This window comes from Kitasatospora nipponensis (assembly GCF_039528135.1).
GTDB classification, from domain to species: domain Bacteria; phylum Actinomycetota; class Actinomycetes; order Streptomycetales; family Streptomycetaceae; genus Kitasatospora; species Kitasatospora nipponensis.
Window position 1 is genome coordinate 1 of sequence record NZ_BAAALF010000457.1, and the last position, 836, is coordinate 836.

Genomic DNA, 836 nt, shown 5'->3' on the forward strand with positions numbered 1-836 from the left:
GAATCTCCAGGGGGAGCGTTTTGTTTGCCCCTACGCCAACGCTTTACGCCAACGCCTGCGGCGGTCGGCGAGATGACGGCAGAACAGGCGCCGAGCTGATTCCCTGGCGGAGGGTGTCGCTCAGCTTCGCGGCGGCGGCCCGCTGTGTGGCAGTCGTCACGTGGGTGTAGATCTCCAGGGTTGTCTGGATGCGGGCATGGCGGAGGATCTTCTGCGCGTCGTTCGGGTGGACGCCGAGATGGGCGAGCAGACTGCCCACTGTGTGACGCGTCACCTTGAGCGGAACCCGTCGGACGCCGGACCGCAGCACGCGCCGCTCGAAGGTCTCTGAGAACCCGTCAGGATCGACCATTCCGCCGGTCTCGGTGCTGAAGATGAGGTCCATGTCGGTCCAGTCGATCCCGGCCCGGACCTTCTCCCGCTGCTGCAGTACGCGCCGCTCCCCCAGCGCCTCCAGGCAGAACCGAGGCAGCGGCGCGGCGCCCGTGGACGCCTCGGTCTTCAGGTCCACGTGGACCAGCCCCACCCCAGTCCGCCGGCGCACCTGCTTGCGCGGGTGGATCGTCCCGGTGGACAGGTCCACGTCGATCCAGCGCAGGCCCAACAGCTCACCCCGCCGGAAGCCGAGCACGAGAGCGAAGACGAACGCGCCGTGGAGCCGGTGGGGGCGGGCCGAGCGGAGGAAGGTCAGCGCGTCTTGGGCGGTCCAGGGGATGACCTCCTTGCGGGACGCCTTGGGCATGTCCACCAGCCGGGCGACGTTCCGCAGCAGTAGCTCCTCCTTCATGGCCTGGGTCAGTGCGGCCCGGAGGGTCTTCATCACCTCCTGGCGGGTC

The 836-nt window shown here is 68.8% G+C and carries 1 protein-coding gene; it reads right to left on the minus strand.

Going from position 1 to position 836, the window contains the following annotated elements; genetic code table 11:
• Window positions 1-43: 43 nt before the first annotated feature.
• A partial coding sequence (locus tag ABD323_RS41155) for a site-specific integrase (protein WP_344447212.1) occupies window positions 44-836 on the minus strand: 793 nt, incomplete at its 5' end.